This is a genomic window from Gluconobacter cerinus (genome assembly GCF_025961355.1).
In the GTDB taxonomy this organism is placed as follows: domain Bacteria; phylum Pseudomonadota; class Alphaproteobacteria; order Acetobacterales; family Acetobacteraceae; genus Gluconobacter; species Gluconobacter cerinus.
Map to the genome: position 1 here is coordinate 663,005 of NZ_JAOQNM010000001.1, position 18,551 is coordinate 681,555.

The following is an 18,551-nucleotide window of genomic DNA, read 5'->3' on the forward strand; positions in this document are numbered from 1 at the left end:
GACGCTCTTAACGCAGCTTGCCCGCAATGGCGAGCGCTTCAAACCCTAACAGACTGAATGATGACCTGCGCCAATGCAAAGGGAGGGTCATCCGTCAGGCTCACAAGGACGTCTGCCCGACATCCTGATGGCGTCAGACGCTCCAAGGCGAGCTGAGCTCCGCCGGAAAGAACGAGCCTTGGAGCACCCTTTTTATCGTTCAGAACCCCAATGTCCTGAAGTTGCACACCTTCAGCAACCCCTGTCCCCAAAGCTTTGACGCACGCTTCTTTGGCCGCCCAACGCTTGGCATAACTTCCCGTTCGCGCCTGACCAGACAGACGCTCGGCATGACTACGCTCGGCTTCGGTGAATACCCGGTCAAGAAAGCGATCTCCAAACCGTTCAATGCTGCGTTCGATGCGGGAAATCATGCACAGGTCTGTTCCCATGCCAAGAATCACGCCGTCATCCCTTCGCGCGCTCCACCTGCATCACACCCACAGCTGTCCGGAACGCGGCAATAAGTGACGAGAGATGCCTTAGGTCACGGACTTCAAGATCAACCAAGATTTCCATAAAATCGAGCTGACGGTTCACAATCTTGAGGTTGATGACGCTGCCATTATATTTAGCTGCGGTATTGGTCAGGGTCGCCAGAACTTCGGGCTCATTTGCCGCAATAACCGACAGGCGCGCCGTGTAAGGAACCGCGTCCTTGCGTCTTCCGAGCGCCTCATAATCCCAGTCCACTTCAATGAAGCGCTCTGGCGTGTCTGCGAAACTCGACAGGTTCTGGCACCCACGTCGATGGATCGTCACGCCCTTACTCTGCGCTATGATGCCGACAATCGGGTCACCCGGCAGCGGACGGCAGCATCCGGCAAAACTCGTCGCAATCCCTGTGCCGATACCCTTGAGAATATTCGTAGACTGAACAACAGGCGACTGACGTGCCGGCCCACTTCCTGCCCCCAAAAGAAGCGACTGACCAAAGCGCGGTGACAGACCCGGCACCATCCGAGGCGCCCGACCATTCTGCCGCAGATCCGGATATGCGGTATTGACCACATCCTTCGGACCCAACTGCCCGTTCCCGACAGCCACGTAGAGATCTTCAATAGAGCTCTGCCGAAGTTCCTTGAGGATTCCATCAAGAACTTTTTCGGAGCCATCGACACCTTCCTGACGGAAGGCCTTGGCAATGGCTGCGCGCCCATTGTCCAGATGTACCTGACGCTGCTGTGCGGCCACAAACCGGCGCACACGCGCACGAGCTTTACCCGTAACAACAAACCGCTCCCATGACGGCGACGGTGTACCGCCACGAGCCGTCATGATCTCGACCTGATCTCCGTTCTGGAGCTCATGACGCAACGGCAGAAGCCGCCCGTTCACTTTGGCTCCGACGCAGGTATCGCCCACCTGACTATGCACGGCATAAGCAAAATCGACAGGCGTTGCGCCCCGGGGAAGCGAGATCAACTGCCCTTTGGGCGTAAAGCAGAAAACCTGGTCCTGATAGAGTTCAAGCTTGGTATTTTCCAGGAACTCATCCGGGGCCTGGCTGTCTTCCAGAATGTCCAGAAGATCCTGCACCCAACGCAGCTTCCGGCTACCGGCGCCAAAAGCCGAAGATAGCGCTGCGGCTTCACGCTCGCTTGGCGTCGCATCTTCTTTATAGGCCCAATGCGAGGCCACACCGTTTTCAGCAAGATCGTGCATTTCCGCCGTACGGATCTGCACTTCAATCTTCTGATTACGCGGGTGACGGAGTGTCACCCCTGTATGCAGGCTCTGGTAGCCGTTGGCCTTTGGGGTGGAAATATAATCTTTGAAGCGGCCCGCAATCATCGGATAGGCGCCATGAATGGCACCCAAAGCCATGTAACAGGCATCACGAGTTGGAACGAGCAGACGGAACGCCATGATGTCCGAAAGCTGTTCGAACGCCACATTGCGTCGCTGCATCTTCTCCCAGATTGAAAAGGGAGATTTTTCGCGCCCGGTCACTTCGACCTTGTCGAGACCCGCCTCCGCACAAAGAGCAATCAGCTCCTTGCGAATGTGTTCAATAATGTCTGCGCCCTGCCCGCGCAGGAAGTTTAGACGCGCACGGATCGTGGCGTCTGCTTCCGGCTCAAGCTGGGCGAAAGAAAGATTTTGCAGCTCCGTCTTGACCCGGTCCATACCAATGCGCTCGGCGAGCGGCGCGTAGATATCCATGGTCTCACGGGCAATACGCTGCCGCCGGTCCAGGCGCTGCACATAATGCAGCGTCCGCATGTTGTGCAGACGATCGGCGAGCTTAACGATCAGGACGCGGATATCCCGCGACATGGCCAGCACAAGCTTACGGAAATTTTCCGCTTGCTTCGTCCGGTCAGACTGCAGCTCAAGCCGCGTCAGCTTCGTCACCCCATCGACGAGGGATGCAACGTCTTCGCCAAATCGGTTTTTCAGAGAGGCACAGGAAACGCCTGTATCCTCAACCGTATCGTGCAGTAGCCCCACGATGATGGACGTCGTGTCCATCCTGAAACCTGCCAGAATATTGGCAACAGCAATCGGGTGAGTGATGTAGGCGTCGCCGTTATCCCGCCGCTGCTCGTTATGAGCATCGGCTGCCAGATCATAGGCAGCCTCGACGCGGGATAGATCAGCAGTCGGATCGTAACTCTCGATCCGACGGAGCAGCCCGCTGATGGAAGGTTTGAAGTCTCCCGTCGCGACAGCAGTGCGCTCAACAGGAGGAGATGCGTCAGGCATGAAGCATACCCCCCTCAGTCAGGATAAAGCAGAGAAAATCAGCGGCGGCCCCGGCCACCCAGCTCTGCCTCAATGGCAGCAGCTTCATCGGCGGACATGTTGTCTGCCATGTGAGCATGCTCTTCTTCAGCCGAAACATCCTGCAGACCAAAAATGTTCTGGTCCGTCGGGATGATGTCCATGACTTCTTCGTCCACAGGCTCCGGCTCGGGAGCGCGGGCGAGCGAGCGGATGATGCCGTCACGCAGGCCACCAAGGTTCAGCTTGTCTTCAGCGATCTCACGAAGTGCAACGACCGGGTTCTTGTCGTTATCACGATCGAGCAGCATCTCTTCGCCACGGGAGAGTGCGCGGGCACGCTGGGCAGCCAGCAGAACCAGCTCGAAACGGTTTGGAACCTTCTCGATGCAATCTTCGACGGTTACACGCGCCATGCGACTGGCCCCCTTCGGGTAAAACTATAGAAAATGAATACAGAAGAGGCTGGCATTAGCACGCTGTTCATGCCAATGCAACGCAGCCCCGCTTTTCTGCCATAATCCTGACCAAACTTAATCGCTGGCTGAATCGTTTCATGTTCTATCGTTGGGGCCTGTCTCTGTCAGGCGAGACAACACATTTTACAACCAGGAATATCATATGATTTTGCGTCAAAACGAACGCACCGCTCTCTTCATCGATGGCGCGAGCCTTCATCACGCTGCACGCAACCTTGGATTTGAAGTAGATTTTCGTAGCCTTCGCAGTCTGTTTGAAAGCCAGAGCCAGTTCCAGCGCGCCTTCTATTACGCCGCTATGCCTGAGACGGACGACTATTCTCCACTTCGCCCCCTGACAGACTGGCTGGCCTACAACGGCTACCATCTTGTTCTGAAAAATGCCCGAGAGTTTACGGATCATTCAGGAAGACGCCGTATCAAGGGAAATATGGATGTCGAACTCACCGTAGATCTGCTTGAGCAGTCCTCCAGACTGGATCACGCCGTCATCATCAGCGGCGACTCGGATCTGCGTCGTGCTGTTGAGGCTGCACAGAGCCGTGGCGTACGCGTGACTGTCATTTCTTCCATGCGCTCGACCCCGCCCATGATCGGCGATGACCTGCGCAGACAGGCTGACCGTTTCGTGGAGTTGGCTGACATTGCTCCGTCCTTCACACGGCGCCAGTCAGAAACGAGACCGCGTCAGGCTCCGCCGGTTCGTCATCCAGCAGACATCAACAGTGACGAGAGCAGCGATACATGACGCCCCAGGCTTCTTCCGGTTCAACACCATCAGACGGTCACTCACCTGTTTGTTCAGACGTCCAGCCATCCTTGTCTTTAAAGGACGGCCTTGGGCCCCTGTCCGCTGAGTTGCTGGTTGTCTGCGTTGATCCAGAAAAAGCCGCCAAGACCCTTGTGTCGTTTCTGGAAGCACAGGGAATTTGTTTTGCTGAAGACAGACGTGATCCGCTTCTCATTCAGGCGCGTATCACGTCTGTCACCCGACACCTGCCTCCGGAGCAGGTATCTCTTCCCACCGATATGGAATCCTGTAGTGCCGCGCTGTGCGACGAGTTACAGGACATGGGGCGACTGCGCCTTGTGCTGGTTCTGGGCATAAGCGCTCACATTGCTGTCCTTGGTGCGTGCGGTATTCCCCTGACACGGCTCGATTTCCGGCCCGGCGAAATTACACGTTTGCCAGACGGACTGCTTCTTGCCGATGCATGCCACCCCCTCTCTGACGACGCCGACCCCGATCTTCAAACCCAGCGCAAAAATGCTTTGATAAAACTTATTCCGCAGATCAGGAGCGTCTTGCGCCCGAGTGCGTGAACACGCGCCTGCCAGCGCTCACAAGCGCTGGCACTCTTGTCAGCAGCACTAGCCCCATTGCCGTCAGATAAAAGGCAGTCGTGCTGTTCAGCGTTTTGAACGAGAGAAAGAAATGTATGCCTGCCAGAACGGCAGCGACATAGACCAGTCGATGCAACCGCTTCCAGTTTCGCTTGAGCCCTCGCATTGAGATGCGGTTTGATGTCACGGCGAGTGGAAACAGCAACACCAGCGCTACCATTCCCAAAATGATGAATGGGCGCCGCGTTACATCTCGCCAGAAAATCGAAATATCAAACTGGAGATCCAGCGCGAGATAAGAGACCAGATGCATTACAGCGTAGAAAAACGCTAGCAATCCGGTCAACCGCCTGAACCTTAGCAGATTGATGCCAATAATTTTTTGCATCGGAGCGAGCGCAAGGCAGATCAGCAGGAACCGGAAAGCCCAAAGACCTAAGCTGCGCTCAAAGACATTGACTGGATCAGCACCAAGCTCTCCGTTTTGTCCCTGCCAGACCAGCCAGGCAGCCGGAATGAGACCAAGGGGATAAAGCACGACGTGCCAGTATCTCCGTAAAAAAGCAGCGCTTTTCCCTGATACTCTAGAAGCTTTCATGCAGGTTCATGCCTTTATAGAGACTGGCGACCTGCTCGGCATAACCGTTGAACATCAGTGTTGGCTGACGTTTCGTGCCAAAGAGAGTCTTGGAGCCAATGACACGCTCACTAGCCTGGCTCCATCGCGGATGGTCAACCTGCGGATTGACGTTGGCGTAAAAGCCATATTCGTCTGGCGCCAATCGGTTCCATGTCGTCGGGGGCTGCCGATCCAGCAGACGGATACGCTGGATGGATTTAATTCCCTTGAAACCATATTTCCACGGCACAACCAGCCGGATGGGAGCACCGTTCTGGTTGGGCAGGCTTTCGCCATAAATACCGACGGCCAGCAATGTGAGCGGATTCATGGCCTCATCCAGCCTCAAACCCTCAACATAGGGCCACGAAATTCCTGAAAACGCACTGCTCTGCCCCGGCATTTCAGAGGGCCTGACAACACTTTCAAAAGCAACATAGCGAGCAGCGCTATCCGGCTCAGCCAATGCCAGAAGCTTCGCCAGCGGAATGCCATCCCACGGGATAACCATGGACCACGCTTCGACACAGCGCATGCGGTAAATGCGCTCTTCAATGTCGGAAGATTTCAACAGTGCTCCAACATCAATGTGTTGAGGCTTTTTTACCATCCCTGAGATTTCGAGTGTCCACGGCAGTGGGTGGAAATCACCTGCATGAGAAACAGGATCATCCTTCTCCATCCCGAATTCATAAAAATTATTGTACCCGGTTACGAATTCTTCCGGCGTGGGCGTGAGGCCGCCCGAATAAGGGCCAGGATGTGCTTTTAGAGCGTCCGCTTCAGCCGTCCCGGCAAGAGCAGCCATGAGACTCATGGCACTCCCTCCCAGCATTCCGCGGCGAGAAAGATAAACCTCTTTTGGGGTGATCTCCGATGGTGCAGGACATGGATAGCGAAAAATCGCCATGATCAATTTCCGATCTGAATGAAACTCTGGCAGCCATAGTGCGTGAACTGAAGCAACGCATCGTAAGGAGCCTGTTTGCATGCCCGATATGAAAATCGGTTTTATCGGCTACGGCGCCATGGCCCAGCGGATGGGCGCCAATCTCCGCCGTGCCGGATATTCCGTCGTGGCCTTTGCGCCCTCCGGCGGCAAAGACGAGACGGAGATGCTTCCCTCCCCGCGCGCCATTGCCGAGGCTGCCGACGTCATCATCCTTTGTGTTCCCAACGATGCGGCTGAAAATCAGTCCCTTCAGGGGGAAAATGGAATGCTTGCGGGTATTTCAGCAGGGAAGCTGGTGCTCGACACGTCAACAGTGTCTCCGGAGCAAGCACTGGCTCTTGCCAAGATCGCCGCGGAAAACGGATTTGTCGTTCTGGACGCCCCAATGTCCGGCAGTACACCCGAAGCCGAAACTGGCGACCTGGTCATGCTGGTTGGTGGAGATGCCGAGACTGTCGAACGCGCCAAGCCGATTCTGGATGTCGTTGGCAAGCTGACAATCCACGCCGGGCCTGCTGGCTCTGCCGCTCGGCTTAAACTCGTCGTGAATGGCGTCATGGGTGCCACGCTCAATGTCATTGCCGAAGGTGTGAGCTACGGCCTGAAAGCGGGTATCGATCGCGATGTCCTGTTCGATACACTCCAGCAGGTCGCTGTTGTCAGCCCCCATCACAAGCGCAAACTGAAAATGGGTCAGGACAAGTCCTTCCCATCCCAGTTCCCGACGCGTCTGATGTCCAAGGACATGGGCCTTCTGATTGATGCGGGACGTAAAGTGGGTGCCTTCATGCCTGCCATGGCCATAGCCGATCAGGCTCTGGGCCTTTCCAACCGCCAGCATGCTGACGAGGACTACTCAGCTCTCATCGGCGCGATGGAACACAGCGTTGCCAACACGCCTCATAAATGAGATCGATTATGACAGTGGTCACCCCTCATTCCTGAGGGAGTGACTTCTTCATTTTGCCAAGGAGTAACATCATGGCCTTCGAACTGCCCTCACTGCCCTACGCCGCCAACGCGCTCGCAGGCGCTGGCATGTGCCAGGAGACCCTGGAACTTCATCACGGCAAGCATCATCAGGCCTATGTCACGGCGCTGAACGGCTTCGTCGAAAGCAAGCCGGAACTGGCTGGCAAGTCCCTTGAAGAGATCATCGCGTTCTCTCATGGCAAGCCTGACATTGCTCCGGTCTTTAACAATGCCGGCCAGCACTGGAACCATATCCTGTTCTGGAAGAACCTGTCCCCGACAGGCGGCAAGCTGCCGACATCGCTTGAAAAGAAGATCACGGAAGACTTCGGCTCCGTGGACGCCTTCAAGACCGCATTCAAGCAGGCTGCCACGACGCAGTTCGGTTCCGGCTGGGCCTGGCTCGTGCTCGACAAGTCCGGCAAGCTTGACGTGACGAAGACGGCCAATGGTTCCAACCCGCTCGCCGAAGGTCAGGGCAAGGCCCTTCTCGGCCTCGACGTCTGGGAGCACGCCTACTACCTCGACTTCCGCAACCGTCGTCCGGACTACATCACGAACTATCTGGACAAGCTGGCGAACTATGAGTTCGCAGAAGCTGAACTGAAGTCTGCCTGAATCTTTCAGACAGTCTGAAGACGGAAAACGCCCCGACCGGTCTCCCGGCGGGGCGTTTTTCTTGGCGCGCTACGACCCGATCAGGAGTCGTTTGCAGCCTTGTCGCGAGACACGATGTTCGTAATCGTGGTGCGAACGATCTTCACACGGACGCCCTGAGCGATTTCGACATCAACTTCGTCGCTACCGTCACGGGTTGCCTGCACGATGCCAACGATACCGCCGGCCGTCACAACCTTGTCACCACGACGCAGACCGCCCTGCTCTTCACGGAGCTTGCGCTGACGCTGCTGCTGCGGACGGATCAGCAGGAAGTAGAAAACCACGAAGATGAAAATCATCGGGGCGAACTGAAGCACCGTCGGGTTCGCTAGGAGCCCGCCGCCATCGGCGGCCTGTGCGGAAGAAATGAACAGACTGCTCATGGAATATTGGTCCAGTCTTGAGTGAAACGTGCGGGGACCATATCGTCCGGAGTTTCCCCGTCAAGGACGGGCGCTTCCTTCATCACTGGCACAAAGCGAATTCCATGACCGATCACGCCCTGCTCAACGTCCTTGAACGTATTGCAGACAGCCTCGAACGCATGAGCCCCAAACCGCCAAGTGCTGATATTCTGAAGCACCATGATGCCTTTATCTGGCAGGCCGCGATGGGAACGCTTGCTCCGGTTGAGAAAGTTTCCGGCGTTACCCTTTCACTGCTTCGGGGGATTGAGCGGCAGATTTCGCAGGTCATGACGAATACACGTCATTTCGCAGAAGGCTTCACGGCCAACAACGTAATGCTCTGGGGCGCTCGCGGCATGGGCAAATCCTCGCTGGTGAAGGCTTCGATTGCCACAGTGAACGCCGAGCAGCGCGCCAAGGGACAGCCGACGCTCGCGCTCATCGAAATCCAGCGTGACGAGCTTTCCACCCTGCCGAAACTTCTGGCCGTTCTACGCACAACCGATCGCCGATGCATCCTATTCTGCGATGATCTGTCGTTCGAAAGCCAGGATGCTGATTACAAATCCCTCAAATCCGTTCTGGATGGTGGTATCGGCGGACGTCCGGACAATGTTCTTGTCTATGCAACCTCGAACCGCCGCCATCTCATGCCGCGTGACATGATCGAGAACGAAACCGGGAGTGCCATTAATCCGTCTGAAGCCATTGAGGAGAAGGTCTCCCTGTCAGACCGTTTTGGCCTCTGGATTGGCCTCTATGGCGCCAGCCAGGACGAATATCTGGATATCGTCCAAACTTATGCTGCAGCCCGCAAGCTTCCTGTTTCGCCAGAAGACCTTCGCCGCAAAGCGCTTCAATGGGCTCTCACGCGTGGCAGTCGTTCTGGACGTGTCGCGGCGCAGTTCATTGATGACCTGAGCGCAGACCTCGGTATTCCAAACTCATGAAACGCCGTTCTTTTCTCGCAGGGGCCACCTGCGCCTTCACGACGCTCCCGCACGTTGCGTCAGCAGAACCCCGGGAGCAGGAGCAATCCGGATGGTGGGCACTGGATCTGGAAACGAACCGAACACTCGGTGAAAACCCGGACATGCACCTGCCCATGTGCTCGACATTCAAATGGTTGCTGGCTGCTGCCACCTTGTCACGGACTGACTACGGCCGTGAACACCTAGGTCGAGAGATCGCCTTCAGCCGCAAGGATCTCATTTCCGCGTCCCCGGCTGTCAAAGACGCTCTCGCGGCGTCAAAAACAGCGCACGCTAGTCTGTCCGTTGGAGAGCTTTGCGCTGCAACAGTTTCACTAAGCGACAGCACCGCCGCAAACCTCCTTCTGAAGAGGCTTGGCGGCCCGGCGGCTCTCACACACTGGCTGCGCGATCATCATGACCCAGTGACAAGGTTGGACCGTTACGAGACGGCGCTGAACCGTGTTCCAATGGGGGATCTGCGAGACACCACCACGCCACGCGCCATGGTCTCGAACCTTCAGAACACGCTCTATGGCAACAATCTGAGTTCGGCTTCTCAGGCCCAGCTTCTCAAATGGCTCCTGGCCACCACAACCGGTCCAAAACGTATGCCTGCCGGATTGAGAGAAGAATGGCGCATCGGTCACAAGACCGGAACCTGGACGGTTAAGCCCGGCTACAATCCAGCCGTGGAACGGGCCGCGTCCGGCGATGTGGCGATCCTGCTTCCTCCTACAGGCAAGCCCGTTCTCGTAGCCGCCTATGCAGCAGGATATTCCATTCCTCAATCAGAGAAAGAGGGCTGGTTTGCCGATATCGCTCATCGTGCAACAGACCCAGACTGGCTACAGCGGCATTAAAAAAGGCTGGGAGACCTGCGTCTCCCAGCCTCTGAACGTACTTAGAACGATGCGCTGACCGTTCCAAAGAACTCACGAACGGCTCCGCGTTCCATGGACTGATAATCCCCTGTCGCAGGATTGTCGTTCTGGCCCATCATGGCGATGTATTTCGTGTTGAACAGATTATAGACGTTGAAGCTCGCCGTGACGTCTTTCAGCACACTCAGCTTGCCGAAACGGTACTGCATCCCGGCATTCGCCAGCCAGTATCCACCAACGGACGTATCATTCATGAAGCTGTAGTAACGGCGGCTATAGTAATTGGCATCGAAATGCGCCGTCGCCCCCTTCCAAGTGTATGAGACGGACGTTTTGTACATCCACGCCGGGTAATTGACGATGTTCTTGCCTGCCAGCGCGTAGAAACCACCCGCCGTATCGACGTCCCGGTCGTAGGTACCCTTGTTGTAGCTCAGGTTATTGCTGATGCTCAGACCTTCGATCGGCGTCAGCGTGATATCACCATTGGCACCCGTCATGGAGATATGACCGAAGTCGATCACCTGAGACACCGGATTGGTCAGAGAACCAACAGCGGCCGCCAGGATCGGATGGATCAGACTAGCGTGATAGACGGTCGCATTCGCCTGAAGATACTTGGACGTGTAGCGGTATCCACCCAGATAGACCCAGGCTTTGGAAGGCTCGAGAGACTTCTTTTGCGCCTGGAAGGTCGCCTGATCTTCAACCGAATAAACCGAGTTCGCCACGCCATAGGCCGAGACTTCGTAGGCACGCATATTCTCGGCCACATCTACATACAGCTCATGGTGGTTGTTGATGTGCCAGTCCAGATTAAGATGCGGCAGGAAGGCCTGAGAAGCGGTCAGAGAGCCATTCGGCAGTTCGTCAGAGCCGGTCCAATCCGCGTTATTGTAGTTCGCGCCACCTGAGGTCGTCGCAACCATGGACTTGAACCCGGCGTGCAACGTCAGACCTTCGGTCAGGCGGATACTGTCCTGCAGATGAAACTGCATGACGTTGGTCGTCCATTGGAAGTTGTACCCTTCCAGAAAGGCCTTTCCGTAAACGTCATAAGGACCGACGGCCTTGAGAGGCGCGCCCTCACCCAGCAATGGCTGCTGATAATTAAACAGGCCAGCCTGCTGGTTGTTGTTCTCGTACCAGACACCGCCCTCGATCGTGTGACGCCCCCACTTGTAGCGCAGGCTGGTGTCAAGACCGTAGCGTTCCTGACGGTTCTGCCAGACTTCTTCTGAGAACGGCGCACCATTTGGGGATGGGTCTTCGGAGTCCGTGTAGCTGTAATAGCCGGTCTGGCTGTGACCGTAGACCGTTGTGTTCCAGGTCAGGTTATCCGTGAGAGCCAGATCGAAGTGCAGGCCACCCATGTAGTTGGTTTCAGCCTGACCGCCATCGTACATCGCGATTTCGGATCCATCGATACCCGGCACGCCACCATACCCAGCCGGAAGCGCTGCCGTGCCTTTTGCGATGCCGTAGGCCAGACCATAATTCGGATAGAGATGCGGTGTCCGCCATCCAAGATTTTTCAAAATCCCGACGGACGTATCCGGGTAGTTCCACTGAGCAAGGCTGGACCAGTTGAAGAAGGCAGACATGCGGCTGCGCTGCCCGATGGGCTGCACAAGCTTGGCATCAACCTGCTGCATGAACTGGTCACCACTGCCCATCCACATGCCCTCGTCGGTACGGGCATAGGACGTGTAGAACTTCGTGCCTGAGCTGTTCAGCTTACCGGAATCCAGCCGAACATAGGTGCGATAAGAATTATAGCTGCCGAAAGACTGGCTGATCTTGCCGCCACGCTTGTCGTTCGGGTCAGACGACCCGATCTGGATTGTTCCACCCAGCGTGTTTGTGGATGGTAGCTCGACGGACCCCGCACCCTGAGACATCCGCATGGACTGGATATCATCCGGGATAATAGCCGAGGCGAGGCTCATGCCACTCACAGACTGATAGGTCTGATCATTCAGGGGCACGCCATCAACCGTCACACCCATCTGGTTCATGAAGAACCCGCGGACGTAAAGATTGGCGCCGAAGCTATCGATTCCGAATGGATCCGTGGATGTGAAGCTGACCCCCGGCATCCGGTCCAGCATACGGTAAGGACTGGTTCCCGGCACAAACTGCCGCATGACGGCCTTCGAAACAGCCTGCTCCGCATCTCGACCCGTCAACTGGCGCGCCGTGACCGAAACGCTTTCTGTTGAACGGGATTCCAGATTCGTCCGCTGTGGGTGCTTCACTGGAACAGCTGTTTTCTGAGCAGGCACCGTCGAAGTTGCTGCCGATGGTGTCACACCATGCCGCGATGGTGCATGCCGATGCCCGGGAGCGACCTGTTTTGTCGTCTCAGCAGCGTGTGCCTGCGATTGAATAGCCAACAGTGCAATGGAAGACAGAAGCAGGGGTTTCGTGCGCACTGAGGCCAATACTCCGGGAACATAAGGGCAAGAAGAAAGGAAGCGGTGTCCTAGCCAAGCAATACTCATAGGCAAAGCCTCTGAGGCTCAGGATGATGTTTCCATGACATCTAGCCTGTGCTTTTCCTGCCTCATGTTGCGCAAATGACGCGACTTGCCTTGATACATCCTGCCCTCTTCCTGCGAGAACCCTTTGCCTGTTAGGCTCGTTTAGAAAACATGCCTTTTGAAGGCCCGCCTTTACTCAGGATCGGGATATCCATGTCGCAGAGTACCTTAGAAGAAGCTGATATTGTCAGCAGCGTCTCTCCAGAGCCCCAAGGACACAATGCGGACCTACGGCGTATCCGTTCCAACCCGGACTACTGGTACCCTGTCGCGTGGTCTCACGAGCTCAAAAGCGGAAAAACCATAGGCACACGTTACGCCGGACAACCCATTGCGCTCGTTCGCCCCCTAGATGGCAGTGTATTTGCTCTGGAAGATCGCTGTGCCCACCGGCAGGTCCCGCTCAGCCTCGGCCGTGTCAGTGGTGAAGCGGTACAGTGCTGCTATCATGGCTGGGCCTACGGGCGCTCAGGTCGGTGCATTGACGTCCCCTATCTGGGCAAGAACAAGCTTCCGAACGGTGTGCGAACCTATCCCTGTCGGGAAGAAGGCGGCCTGATCTTCATTTTCCCGGGTGATCCGGCAAAAGCAGAAACCACGCCCTTCCCCGCGCTCGGCTCAGTTCGTGATCCCGCGTACAAGACGCGCCGTTTCGGCAAAAAAGTCGCCTGCCACTACAGTTTCATGCATGAGAACCTGATGGATATGAACCATCAGTTCATGCACATGAAGCAGATGGGCCAGATGAAGCCCCGCTTCCTTGGTGGCAAGGATGAGCCCACCCTCGTAGAGGCCCGCTATAGCTTCGCACGGACAAGCGGCAAGCAACCCTGGGGCGAAGCGCTGATCTTCGGTGAACGTCGGGACGCCAGCGAACGCTATGCTCACCGCGACGTCATGACGATCCGGACAGAGTATCCTTATCAAACCCTGAGGATCGCCACGGGTGAAGAACCGCCCGTCATGGATCTGTGGATCGTCTACGTGCCGCAGGATGCAGAAGAGAAAACCTGTCGCGTTTTCGGCCTCCTCTCGGTGCGCAAGCCGAAAGTCGGTGTTGTGCTGGATATGGCATGGCCTTTCCTTGTCGCCTTTACGGAACGGATCTTTAAGGAAGACCGTGATATCGTGGAACTCGAACAGGCTGCCTGGAACGAACTGGGCGGAGACCACAATCAGGAAGTTTTCCCTGTCATCAATATGCTGCGCCGACTGTTGGCACGTTGCGGTGTTCCTGAGGAGCAGGATACAACAAGGCCGACATGACACCTGAACTGAAAGCGGGGGATTTTCTTTTACGTCCCCTTCGCCCGGAAGACGCGCCAGCCGTCCATCGCCTCGTGAACGACTGGAGCGTGGTCCGCATGCTCAGTCGTCTTCCCTTCCCTTACCCGCGTGACCTTGCTGAGAAATGGATTGCCTCCACGCTGGAGGACAGTGCCCGGGGAAGCGCTCATCACTTTGCCATCACGCGCGACGGCGTTCTTCTGGGAGCTGTCGGGCTGGTCCTGTCGGACGACAAGCGTTCTGCTTCTCTAGGTTATTGGGCGTCCCCCGCCACATGGGGACAGGGCATGACAACATCTGCGGCCCGACGCGTCACGGAATGGGCCATTCAGGTGCTCAAGCTTGAGAAGCTCACGGCAGACGTCGCGGTTGATAACCCCGCGTCTTCCGCCGTCCTCCGCAAACTTGGCTTTCGGGAAACTGGCCGTTCAAGCCGTCGCTTTGTGTCACGTGGGACCGAATGTCCCATCATTGTGCACGAATTGACGCGGTCGACCTTCCTTCAACTCGACACACCGGCCCCCGTTGAAACGGCTTCTCCGGCTGCACTGGAAGATCAACCGTCCGCTCCCGCACCAACACGCAAACCACGGACTCTTCTGGTCGTCGCAGCAGCTCTGCTGGATGCGCAGGGACGTATTCTTCTCGCACGCCGCCCTGAAGGAAAACGTCTGGCTGGGCTTTGGGAGTTTCCAGGCGGAAAGGTCGAACGGGACGAAACACCGGAACAGGCCCTCATCCGGGAAATGAAAGAGGAGCTGGATGTCGATCTGACAGGAGCCTGCCTCGCCCCTTTCACCTTCGTCAGTGAAAATGCAGGCCCGTTTCATCTTCTGATGCCACTGTATGTTGTGCGGCGGTGGCGCGGCGTTCCTGCCCCACGGGAAGGGCAGGCGCTGGCGTGGGTGGAGGCAGCCGATCTGGCAAAATATCCAATGCCAGATCCGGATCTACCACTCATCCCACTCCTTCAGGAGCTTCTGGGATAAACAGCCGGAACCGCTTTAGGGTTTGTGGGGATTCACATGAGGCTTGGGTTATGATTCAAGCTTCGGATGGAACGCTTTGTGCTGACAGACGCCCAATGGGCGCTGATTGAACCTCATTGCCTTGGCAAATCGACCGATCCGGGCCGAAGCGGTCGCGACAACCGTCTTTTCATGGAAGCGGTGCTGTGGATTGTCCGAACGGGCAGTCCATGGCGTGATCTGCCCGCCGCGTTCGGCAACTGGAGCACGGCCTTTCGTCGCTTCAGCGACTGGCGCAATGCCGATGTTTTCAAACGGATTTTCGAGGCCCTGTCCAGTGATCCGGACATGGAATATGCCATGGTCGATGCAACGATCGTGAAGGTTCATCGTCATGGTCAGGGCGCAAAAGGGGGACTCAGAGCCAGGCCATTGGCCGCTCGAAAGGCGGCATGACGACGAAGATTCTCGCGCTGACGGATGCCTTGGGCAATCTCGTGCGTTTCCGTCTGATGCCAGGACAGCGCTTCGACAGTGTGGAAGTGCCACCGTTGATTGACGGTCTCGAATTCGATGCCTTCATCGCCGACAAGGCGTTCGACAGCAACGCCATCATTGCCGAACTGAATGAAAGAGGCGCAACAGTCGTTATTTCCCAGCATCCGCGACGTTCAAAGCCGCTGCTGCTGGATCGGGAAATCTATAAATGGCGGCATTTGATCGAGAACTTCTTCTGCAAGCTCAAGGAATTCAAACGCATCGCAATGCGGGCAGACAAAACAGACAAAAGCTTCAGCGCCATGATCTATCTCGCCGCAGCCATCATCCATTCACGGTGAATCCCCACAAGCCCTAATCATTCCGGCTGCCCGTTGGTGATCAATCGTTCAGCTGGAACTGATTCTGCGGCACACCGGCAATATCGGTACGAAACGCAAACAGCGATCCGGCCTGAGGCTCCTTGGCAAGAACATCGTCATCCAGACCTTTGCGCGCCGTTGTCACAAAGACCGTCTTGAGATCATCCCCGCCAAACGCAACCTTCGTCACGTTCGTCACGGGCATATCAATGGATGGCAATTCTGTGCCGTCGGGACGGAAGCGCGCGACGCGGCCACCTCCCCAGGTCCCACACCACAGATTGCCTTCGCTATCCGTGACGATTCCATCCGGATAGCCCTTCGTCAGCGTAGCAAAAACGCGCTCGTTCGAGAGATCTCCGTTCTCATCAACATCGAAGGCATAGATCGTCTGTTTCGGGCTATGGCAAACATATAGGACACGCCCGCATGGCGAGACAGCCGGACCATTCGAGACAATATACCCCTCGTTATGGTGCGTGATTTCAAGGCCGTCTTCCGTATGAACCACACGATAGATGGAACCAGTCGGTTCCTCTTCGCCATCATCCATCGTGCCAAACCACACACGGCCTAACGGATCCACACACCCGTCATTCAGACGATTGTCCGGCCGCTCGGGCTCAATTTCCGGACCTGCTTCAAAGTCACCGCTTTCTGGATCAAAACCATGCAGGCCATCGCGAAGGCCTGCAAGAAAAGTACCGTTGGCAACAGGAAGCAGGAAGCCCAGACGGTCCGGAGCATCCCATGTCTTGTGATCGCCTGTTTCCGGCGTAAAGCGATGAACCTTGGCGGCAATGATATCGACGAAATAAAGCGACTTTTCAGCCTCACTCCAGACGGGTCCCTCACCCAGCGTTGCACGCAGATCGAGAATACATTCAGGGAGATGGTGCTTCAGAGTGCTCATGGGTGTCCTGTTTGAAATGGGCATGGCCAGAACGTCCGACCCTGCTCGACAACGCGGCACAACGCGCTACGTTTGGTCCACAGACTATCAGGACGAGACTCATGCTTCAAAAAAACGCCTGCCTGCTCGTCATAGGCAACGAAATTCTTTCCGGTCGCACTCAGGACGCCAACACACAGGTTCTGGCGCGTGCGCTGAATGCCCAGGGTATCCGGCTTCTCGAAGTCCGTGTCATTCCGGACATCGAAGACCACATCATCCGAACCGTCACGGAATGTCGGAAGCGATTCGATGTAATTTTCACATGCGGCGGCATTGGCCCTACCCATGACGACATCACGGCTGAATGTATCGCCAAAGCCATGGGCGTTCCGCTGCTGCGTCACGAGCCGACATTCCAGAAGCTTGAAACCATCATGGGGAAAGAAAAGTTCAACGCTGCCCGCCAGCGCATGGCCATGCTCCCGGAAGGCGCAACACCCATCGAAAACGCCATTTCAGCGGCTCCCGGCTTCAGCATCAGGAACGTGCATGTCATGGCGGGTGTCCCCTCCATTTTCGCAGCCATGGTGGACTCGCTGGTGCCCCAGATGGAGAAAGGACCGCCCCTGACGTCCGTCAGCTGGCATGCCGCGGGGCTGAAAGAAGGTGACTTCGCGGATGATTTGCGCCGTTTGCAGGAACAGTTCCCGGGAATTGATCTGGGGTCCTATCCATACGGCCTGACGAACGGCACGACGGGAACAGCTCTGGTCGCCAAAGGATACGATGCGTCAGCAGTTAAGAGTGCGGGCTCTCTTCTGCATGATCTGATCATGGCACATGGACGCGAGCCAATCAGCGGTGACCCGCCGCACAAAGCGTAAAAGCAAAAAAAAAACCGCTGCTCCGGAGGGCAGCGGTTTTTTTTCAGACTAGTTCAGAGGACCACGGGTCATGGCCAGGAACTTTTCTCTGCGTTTCTGAACGAGAGCCGGGCCTGTCAGCTTCTGGAGTTCCAGAAGTTCTTCAGCAATGACATTGCCGACCGCGTGCACGGCATCATCCGGAAGACGCTGCGCCCCACCGACGGGCTCAGGAATGATACGGTCGATCAGACCAAGCCCCAGAAGATCCTGAGCTGTCAGCTTCAGAGCTTCAGCAGCGGCCGGAGCCAGCTTCGGATCACGCCAGAGAATGGACGCTGCGGCCTCAGGGGAAATAACGGAGTAGATCGAGTTCTCAAGCATCAGAACACGATCACCCGCGCCGATAGCAATCGCACCACCGGAACCACCCTCACCAATCACGGTTGCGATCAGGGGGACAGGAGCCTTGAGGCAGATATCGATTGAGCGCGCGATGGCCTCGGCTTGGCCGCGTGCTTCGGCATCGATACCCGGCCATGCTCCAGCCGTATCGATGAAGCTCAGAATCGGAAGCCCGAACCGACCGGCCATTTCCACAAGGCGCTGTGCCTTCCGGTAACCTTCCGGGCGGGCCATGCCAAAATTATGAAGCAGACGCGTTTCCGTGTCGTGACCACGCTCCGTCCCAACCACGACAACCGGCTCACCACGGAATCGGGCAAGACCACCAATCATGGCCTTGTCGTCTCCGAAAGCACGATCTCCGGCCAGCGGCGTAAAGTCTGTTGTCAGAAGACGAACATAGTCCAGAGCCTTGGGGCGCTGGGCGTGACGGGCAACCTGCACCTTCTGCAGCGGCGTAAGCTTTGCATAGGTTGCACGAAGCTGTTTGTCCGCCTTGTCAGAAAGACGGGCAACCTCGTCATCGATGTTGATGCCGCTGGTGCCGGAGTCCTTCTCCTGGCTGCCCATCTGGCGGAGTTCGTCGATTTTGGTCTCGAGTTCGGCGACCGACTTCTCGAAATCTAGGAATTGGCGCATGGCTGCCGGATAGCACGGCAACGCATCCGGAAACAGC

19 protein-coding genes are annotated in these 18,551 nt (G+C 56.6%); 10 read left to right on the top strand and 9 right to left on the bottom strand.

What is annotated here, in order from left to right; translation table 11 throughout:
• Positions 1 to 38 precede the first annotated feature (38 nt).
• The 3 genes from acpS to rpoZ are packed head-to-tail and all read right to left on the bottom strand — an operon-like array spanning position 39 to position 3,182.
• Complete coding sequence (gene acpS / locus M2305_RS03070) at positions 39 to 443, bottom strand: holo-ACP synthase (protein WP_215765825.1); 405 nt, start codon at positions 441 to 443, stop codon at positions 39 to 41.
• A gap of 4 nt (positions 444 to 447) precedes the next feature.
• Entirely contained in the window at positions 448 to 2,748 is a 2,301-nt protein-coding gene (locus M2305_RS03075; protein WP_064273905.1) for a RelA/SpoT family protein, read from the bottom strand.
• Between the two features lie 38 nt (positions 2,749 to 2,786).
• The gene (rpoZ, locus tag M2305_RS03080) at positions 2,787 to 3,182 is read right to left on the bottom strand and encodes a DNA-directed RNA polymerase subunit omega (protein WP_046899793.1); all 396 of its coding nucleotides are present in this window, start codon (positions 3,180 to 3,182) and stop codon (positions 2,787 to 2,789) included.
• Between the two features lie 205 nt (positions 3,183 to 3,387).
• On the opposite strand from rpoZ, the gene M2305_RS03085 reads away from it, so the two are divergent.
• Positions 3,388 to 3,993 (top strand): LabA-like NYN domain-containing protein, encoded by a 606-nt coding sequence (locus M2305_RS03085; protein ID WP_046899794.1) that lies wholly within the window; start codon positions 3,388 to 3,390, stop codon positions 3,991 to 3,993.
• Positions 3,990 to 4,568 carry a uracil-DNA glycosylase family protein gene (locus tag M2305_RS03090; RefSeq protein ID WP_264648539.1) on the top strand — a complete coding sequence of 193 codons (579 nt, stop codon included), beginning with the start codon at positions 3,990 to 3,992 and terminating at the stop codon, positions 4,566 to 4,568. The genes M2305_RS03085 and M2305_RS03090 overlap by 4 nt, the downstream gene beginning before the upstream one ends.
• On the opposite strand, the gene msrQ is transcribed toward M2305_RS03090, so the two are convergent.
• Together msrQ and msrP are read right to left on the bottom strand one after the other, a co-directional pair.
• On the bottom strand, positions 4,540 to 5,187 hold the full coding sequence (gene msrQ / locus M2305_RS03095; protein ID WP_264648540.1) for a protein-methionine-sulfoxide reductase heme-binding subunit MsrQ: 648 nt from the start codon (positions 5,185 to 5,187) through the stop codon (positions 4,540 to 4,542). The two genes, M2305_RS03090 and msrQ, sit on opposite strands and share 29 nt — an antisense overlap.
• Positions 5,174 to 6,118: a protein-methionine-sulfoxide reductase catalytic subunit MsrP gene (gene msrP, locus M2305_RS03100; protein ID WP_264648541.1), complete on the bottom strand. Its 945-nt coding sequence runs from the start codon at positions 6,116 to 6,118 to the stop codon at positions 5,174 to 5,176. The genes msrQ and msrP overlap by 14 nt, the downstream gene beginning before the upstream one ends.
• A 79-nt stretch (positions 6,119 to 6,197) precedes the next feature.
• Here msrP and M2305_RS03105 point away from each other — a divergent pair, with 79 nt between their 5' ends.
• Together M2305_RS03105 and M2305_RS03110 are read left to right on the top strand one after the other, a co-directional pair.
• Positions 6,198 to 7,070, top strand: coding sequence for an NAD(P)-dependent oxidoreductase (locus M2305_RS03105; RefSeq protein ID WP_211497791.1), 873 nt, complete (start codon positions 6,198 to 6,200; stop codon positions 7,068 to 7,070).
• Positions 7,071 to 7,141: 71 nt separating this feature from the next.
• Positions 7,142 to 7,750, top strand: a complete 609-nt coding sequence (locus M2305_RS03110; protein ID WP_264648542.1) for a superoxide dismutase — start codon at positions 7,142 to 7,144, stop codon at positions 7,748 to 7,750.
• 80 nt (positions 7,751 to 7,830) lie between these two features.
• Here the strand turns inward: M2305_RS03110 and yajC are convergent, their stop codons facing one another.
• Entirely contained in the window at positions 7,831 to 8,175 is a 345-nt protein-coding gene (yajC, locus tag M2305_RS03115) for a preprotein translocase subunit YajC (protein WP_086634449.1), read from the bottom strand.
• Between the two features lie 104 nt (positions 8,176 to 8,279).
• Between yajC and M2305_RS03120 the strand changes: the two genes are divergently transcribed.
• Together M2305_RS03120 and bla are read left to right on the top strand one after the other, a co-directional pair.
• Positions 8,280 to 9,149 carry an ATP-binding protein gene (locus tag M2305_RS03120; protein ID WP_046899886.1) on the top strand — a complete coding sequence of 290 codons (870 nt, stop codon included), beginning with the start codon at positions 8,280 to 8,282 and terminating at the stop codon, positions 9,147 to 9,149.
• On the top strand, positions 9,146 to 10,033 hold the full coding sequence (bla, locus tag M2305_RS03125; RefSeq protein WP_264648543.1) for a class A beta-lactamase: 888 nt from the start codon (positions 9,146 to 9,148) through the stop codon (positions 10,031 to 10,033). Before M2305_RS03120 ends, bla begins: the two co-directional genes overlap by 4 nt.
• Before the next feature lie 41 nt (positions 10,034 to 10,074).
• On the opposite strand, the gene M2305_RS03130 is transcribed toward bla, so the two are convergent.
• Positions 10,075 to 12,489 (bottom strand): TonB-dependent receptor, encoded by a 2,415-nt coding sequence (locus M2305_RS03130; protein ID WP_264648544.1) that lies wholly within the window; start codon positions 12,487 to 12,489, stop codon positions 10,075 to 10,077.
• Between the two features lie 261 nt (positions 12,490 to 12,750).
• Between M2305_RS03130 and M2305_RS03135 the strand changes: the two genes are divergently transcribed.
• The 3 genes from M2305_RS03135 to M2305_RS03145 all read left to right on the top strand — a co-directional run bounded on the left by M2305_RS03135 (position 12,751) and on the right by M2305_RS03145 (position 15,691).
• Positions 12,751 to 13,863, top strand: a complete 1,113-nt coding sequence (locus M2305_RS03135; protein ID WP_264648545.1) for a Rieske 2Fe-2S domain-containing protein — start codon at positions 12,751 to 12,753, stop codon at positions 13,861 to 13,863.
• A complete protein-coding gene (locus tag M2305_RS03140; RefSeq protein WP_264648546.1) occupies positions 13,860 to 14,873 on the top strand; it encodes a bifunctional GNAT family N-acetyltransferase/(deoxy)nucleoside triphosphate pyrophosphohydrolase in 1,014 nt (337 codons plus the stop codon). Before M2305_RS03135 ends, M2305_RS03140 begins: the two co-directional genes overlap by 4 nt.
• 66 nt (positions 14,874 to 14,939) lie before the next feature.
• Positions 14,940 to 15,691, top strand: a protein-coding gene (locus tag M2305_RS03145; protein ID WP_197463031.1) for an IS5 family transposase whose coding sequence is annotated in 2 segments (ribosomal slippage) — positions 14,940 to 15,270 and positions 15,270 to 15,691 — 753 coding nt in all. Because the reading frame shifts where the segments join, the coding sequence is not laid out codon by codon here.
• Between the two features lie 40 nt (positions 15,692 to 15,731).
• Here the strand turns inward: M2305_RS03145 and M2305_RS03150 are convergent.
• The gene (locus tag M2305_RS03150; protein ID WP_202206456.1) at positions 15,732 to 16,625 is read right to left on the bottom strand and encodes an SMP-30/gluconolactonase/LRE family protein; all 894 of its coding nucleotides are present in this window, start codon (positions 16,623 to 16,625) and stop codon (positions 15,732 to 15,734) included.
• A 101-nt stretch (positions 16,626 to 16,726) separates the two neighbouring features.
• Between M2305_RS03150 and M2305_RS03155 the strand changes: the two genes are divergently transcribed.
• Positions 16,727 to 17,491, top strand: a complete 765-nt coding sequence (locus M2305_RS03155; RefSeq protein ID WP_264648547.1) for a competence/damage-inducible protein A — start codon at positions 16,727 to 16,729, stop codon at positions 17,489 to 17,491.
• A gap of 48 nt (positions 17,492 to 17,539) precedes the next feature.
• Here the strand turns inward: M2305_RS03155 and M2305_RS03160 are convergent, their stop codons facing one another.
• Positions 17,540 to 18,514 carry an acetyl-CoA carboxylase carboxyltransferase subunit alpha gene (locus M2305_RS03160; RefSeq protein WP_086634443.1) on the bottom strand — a complete coding sequence of 325 codons (975 nt, stop codon included), beginning with the start codon at positions 18,512 to 18,514 and terminating at the stop codon, positions 17,540 to 17,542.
• Positions 18,515 to 18,551: the final 37 nt, after the last annotated feature.

What these genes read in the sequence shown, in the direction of transcription:
- M2305_RS03150 (WP_202206456.1), bottom strand. Translation starts at nt 16,625, where the DNA reads ATGAGCACTCTGAAGCACCATCTCCCTGAATGTATTCTCGATCTGCGT.
- M2305_RS03155 (WP_264648547.1), top strand. Translation starts at nt 16,727, where the DNA reads ATGCTTCAAAAAAACGCCTGCCTGCTCGTCATAGGCAACGAAATTCTT.
- rpoZ (WP_046899793.1), bottom strand. Translation starts at nt 3,182, where the DNA reads ATGGCGCGTGTAACCGTCGAAGATTGCATCGAGAAGGTTCCAAACCGT.
- M2305_RS03140 (WP_264648546.1), top strand. Translation starts at nt 13,860, where the DNA reads ATGACACCTGAACTGAAAGCGGGGGATTTTCTTTTACGTCCCCTTCGC.
- M2305_RS03120 (WP_046899886.1), top strand. Translation starts at nt 8,280, where the DNA reads ATGACCGATCACGCCCTGCTCAACGTCCTTGAACGTATTGCAGACAGC.
- M2305_RS03090 (WP_264648539.1), top strand. Translation starts at nt 3,990, where the DNA reads ATGACGCCCCAGGCTTCTTCCGGTTCAACACCATCAGACGGTCACTCA.
- M2305_RS03135 (WP_264648545.1), top strand. Translation starts at nt 12,751, where the DNA reads ATGTCGCAGAGTACCTTAGAAGAAGCTGATATTGTCAGCAGCGTCTCT.
- msrP (WP_264648541.1), bottom strand. Translation starts at nt 6,118, where the DNA reads ATGGCGATTTTTCGCTATCCATGTCCTGCACCATCGGAGATCACCCCA.
- msrQ (WP_264648540.1), bottom strand. Translation starts at nt 5,187, where the DNA reads ATGAAAGCTTCTAGAGTATCAGGGAAAAGCGCTGCTTTTTTACGGAGA.
- M2305_RS03110 (WP_264648542.1), top strand. Translation starts at nt 7,142, where the DNA reads ATGGCCTTCGAACTGCCCTCACTGCCCTACGCCGCCAACGCGCTCGCA.
- yajC (WP_086634449.1), bottom strand. Translation starts at nt 8,175, where the DNA reads ATGAGCAGTCTGTTCATTTCTTCCGCACAGGCCGCCGATGGCGGCGGG.
- M2305_RS03105 (WP_211497791.1), top strand. Translation starts at nt 6,198, where the DNA reads ATGCCCGATATGAAAATCGGTTTTATCGGCTACGGCGCCATGGCCCAG.
- M2305_RS03075 (WP_064273905.1), bottom strand. Translation starts at nt 2,748, where the DNA reads ATGCCTGACGCATCTCCTCCTGTTGAGCGCACTGCTGTCGCGACGGGA.
- M2305_RS03160 (WP_086634443.1), bottom strand. Translation starts at nt 18,514, where the DNA reads ATGCGCCAATTCCTAGATTTCGAGAAGTCGGTCGCCGAACTCGAGACC.
- M2305_RS03085 (WP_046899794.1), top strand. Translation starts at nt 3,388, where the DNA reads ATGATTTTGCGTCAAAACGAACGCACCGCTCTCTTCATCGATGGCGCG.
- bla (WP_264648543.1), top strand. Translation starts at nt 9,146, where the DNA reads ATGAAACGCCGTTCTTTTCTCGCAGGGGCCACCTGCGCCTTCACGACG.